This is a genomic window from bacterium, assembly GCA_024228115.1.
Classification (GTDB): domain Bacteria; phylum Myxococcota_A; class UBA9160; order UBA9160; family UBA6930.
The window spans coordinates 1-2,896 of sequence record JAAETT010000507.1; the positions used below are offsets into that span (position 1 = coordinate 1).

Consider the following 2,896-nt stretch of genomic DNA (forward strand, 5'->3'; position numbering starts at 1 on the left):
CACTACCTCGCGGCTCTCGATCGCGAACTCGACACCGATCCGACCGACACCGATTCGCCGTTCTGACGAGAAACCAGCACTCGCGCGCGACCACGGCTAGATGATCAGATTTCTACGGTTTCTCGTGATCGCCAACACTTGGCCGCGATACCCGTGCGCTCCGCCTCAGCCTCCGCACCGATTCGCGCGGCCTCTGCCTCGTCTGTCACTCGCTTCTTCTCATTCTCTCCACGCTGGTCGATCAGGTTGGCCTCCCGCCGAGTCAGCTCGATCTGGCTCTGAAGTTCGTTCTCCTGGACCGCCCTCTCCTGCTCGACTGCCTCAGCCCGCCGCCGGAAGGTCGCTTGATCGGCTTTCTGCTGGATGGCCTCCCGAACCGGAATCTGGAGAGCCTTCTCTATTTCCGCGACAGGCTTCACGGCACCGACTCGTACTGCAACGACTTCCAGCCCCATTGCCTCCAAGGCAGCGTCTTCCCGAAGCCCCTGCCAGATTCGCTCGCGAACCTCCGCAACTCCCTCTTCCAATGCGTGACGCAGGTCCGTTTGCGCGAGGTATTCCAGGGCGAACTGCTGAGCGAGTTCCGTTAGGAGACCTGCCAACTTGTCCAAGGGTTGCTTCAGAGTTGCTCCCGTTCCGAGATCGATGGCGAAGTCCACCCGTGCGGCGGCCAGCTCGGCGTCTACCACGCGGAAGGTGACGACTCCCTGAACTGTCGTGTCCTGGAAGTCCTTCGCGCGTCCATGGAAGAGGAAGGGAAGCTCCCGGTCATCCATCGGGATTTCGGCAACGCTCGTGTTGAGCGGCCGGAACCAGAACGCCAGCCCCCGCCCGCTCGCAACGAGCTTTCCTCGCCGGAAACGCAGAACCTGGAAGCTCGGCTCTGCCCGTAGGTGTCTGACAATCGGATACCTCTGGATCTCTGCCATGACTATCTCCTCTTCTATCTACTTCTGCTCAGCTCAAATCGCCGAGCGCTTCGTGAATCGGTAGAGCTCCGCCGGTCTGTGCCCCACCTCTGTCTCTCGCTCTCCAGTGGCTTCGAGAAGCCCGGAAGCGAGCATCCTTCGGCGGAAGGAATCCTTGTTGAGCGTCCGACCAAGGATCGTCTCGTGAACATCCTGGAGACGACGCAGCGTGAAAGTCTCGGCCAGGAGCTGGAAGCCGATCGGCGTGTAGTCGAGCTTCCCACGAATGCGCTTGACGGCCATCCCGAGAATGTCGGCGTGATCGAAAGCCAGAGGCATGTCCTGCCCCTGCGGACTCCGCGCCTCGACCGGGCCGCCGGTCTCACCTTCCCACGGAACGTCGATACGCCCGAAGGTAAGGTTGGAGTCTTGGCTTGTTGCCAGCCGCGCATGATCAACAAGCGCGTAGTAGCCGACCGAGACTACGCGGGTCCTGGGATCACGGCCGGGATCGCCAAATGTGTAGAGCTGCTCCAGGTAGACATCCGCAAGGCCCGCCTTCTCGGTCAGGACCCGCGTCGCAGCTCGGTCGAGGGATTCATCCATCCGAACAAAGCCACCGGGCAGCGCCCAGTGGCCCTTGTTCGGGTGCTCAGCGCGTTCGACCAAGGCCACTTCCAGTCCGCCGCCGATCACTGTGAGAATCGCGACATCCACAGCCAACGAGGGACGGTCGAACTCTGTGGCGTCGTAGGCCGCCAGGAACTCATGCTCCTCATTCCGGTCGGCTGTCTCTTGGACTGTCATTGCTTTGCCCTCTTAGATGCAAGCAACATATATGTATATCGCATCTAAGTCAATTGGCCTTGAGAATTATTGAGATTGGAGTTATTTTTTGGTCAACCAACCTATTAACTAAGCCGATATGAAGACATGTCCAGGCCCCAAAACACCCAGCAGAGGCGCAGCGAGATCATTGGCGGGCTCGCGCGGGTCATGGCCGACCGGGGCTACGCCAAGGCGACCATCCAGGCGATCGCTCAGGAGGCTGGGTTGACTCCTGGGCTCATTCACTATCACTTCCAGAACAAGCAGGAGATCCTCCTTGCGCTGATCGAGAGGCTGGCGTCTGTGGTCAGGTCCCGACTCGATGCGGAAGCCGCCGATCCGTCAGAAAAAATCTTTGCAGCCGTAGACGCACTGGTTGGGACCGAGGTGGGGGTCGAGACCGAAGCCGTTGCCTGTTGGGTCGTGATCGGTGCGGAGGCCGTCCGCCAGCCTGAAGTACGAAGCCTCTACGAAGCCTTGATGCGGGAGGCGATCGAGGAGTTCACCAACGCCTTCCGATCCGCCATGCACAAGGAAGGGCGCTCGGACGCCACGGCACCGGACGCTGCACTGTCGCTGGTCGCGGCCATGGAAGGATTCTTCCGGCTTGCAGCCGGTTCGCCGTCCTGCGTCCCCTACGGCAGCGCTGCCACCTCAATCAAGCAGATCGCTCGCGGGTACCTGGACTCAGCAGAGGAGGCCCGGTGATGAACGAGTCGATCACGCTGTCTAGTGGAAGGAGATGCATGCTCCAGAACCCCGCCCTGCCCTTCCTCGCCCACTACCACGTTCTCTCATTCCCCGCCGACCAGGGCCAACCCTCGTGCGAGGAGGCAGATGAGATCGTCTTGATCGCCACTCGAAAGGCTCGGGATCTCGGGAAACGGTACTACTTCGACGAGGAGTGCTTCAGCCTCATCTTCAACGGCAAGCGAACCCGCCGAAAGCCCTGGCTACACATTCATATCCTGCCTACACGGAACCCAGCTGCGAAGCGTCTCGCGTTCCTCGCGTTCTCCCTTAACCTGAACTATGCACGAAAGTTGGCTGAGAAGCTGGCTTTCCAATGTTTCAGCGTGCCGCGCGGCGATTGACGCTGACGGATCTCGTTTTGGGTGGTCGATGCCCATTCCGTGGCGCGAATGCGGAGTGTGCTTCGG

The 2,896-nt window shown here is 60.6% G+C and carries 4 protein-coding genes; 2 read left to right on the forward strand and 2 right to left on the reverse strand.

From position 1 onward, the window contains the following. Positions 1–104 precede the first annotated feature (104 nt). Both GY937_21465 and GY937_21470 read right to left on the reverse strand, forming a co-directional pair. Positions 105–929 (reverse strand): band 7 protein, encoded by an 825-nt coding sequence (locus GY937_21465; GenBank protein MCP5059282.1) that lies wholly within the window; start codon positions 927–929, stop codon positions 105–107. A gap of 33 nt (positions 930–962) precedes the next feature. Then, on the reverse strand, positions 963–1,715 hold the full coding sequence (locus GY937_21470; GenBank protein MCP5059283.1) for an NUDIX domain-containing protein: 753 nt from the start codon (positions 1,713–1,715) through the stop codon (positions 963–965). A 126-nt stretch (positions 1,716–1,841) separates the two neighbouring features. Between GY937_21470 and GY937_21475 the strand changes: the two genes are divergently transcribed. Then, the gene (locus GY937_21475; protein MCP5059284.1) at positions 1,842–2,444 is read left to right on the forward strand and encodes a TetR family transcriptional regulator; all 603 of its coding nucleotides are present in this window, start codon (positions 1,842–1,844) and stop codon (positions 2,442–2,444) included. Positions 2,445–2,482: 38 nt separating this feature from the next. Further along, a complete protein-coding gene (locus GY937_21480; GenBank protein ID MCP5059285.1) occupies positions 2,483–2,830 on the forward strand; it encodes a hypothetical protein in 348 nt (115 codons plus the stop codon). Positions 2,831–2,896 lie beyond the last annotated feature (66 nt).

Excerpts from the sequence above, each read along its gene's own strand:
- GY937_21480 (MCP5059285.1), top strand. The coding sequence starts at position 2,483 with ATGCTCCAGAACCCCGCCCTGCCCTTCCTCGCCCACTACCACGTTCTC.
- GY937_21470 (MCP5059283.1), bottom strand. The coding sequence starts at position 1,715 with ATGACAGTCCAAGAGACAGCCGACCGGAATGAGGAGCATGAGTTCCTG.
- GY937_21465 (MCP5059282.1), bottom strand. The coding sequence starts at position 929 with ATGGCAGAGATCCAGAGGTATCCGATTGTCAGACACCTACGGGCAGAG.
- GY937_21475 (MCP5059284.1), top strand. The coding sequence starts at position 1,842 with ATGTCCAGGCCCCAAAACACCCAGCAGAGGCGCAGCGAGATCATTGGC.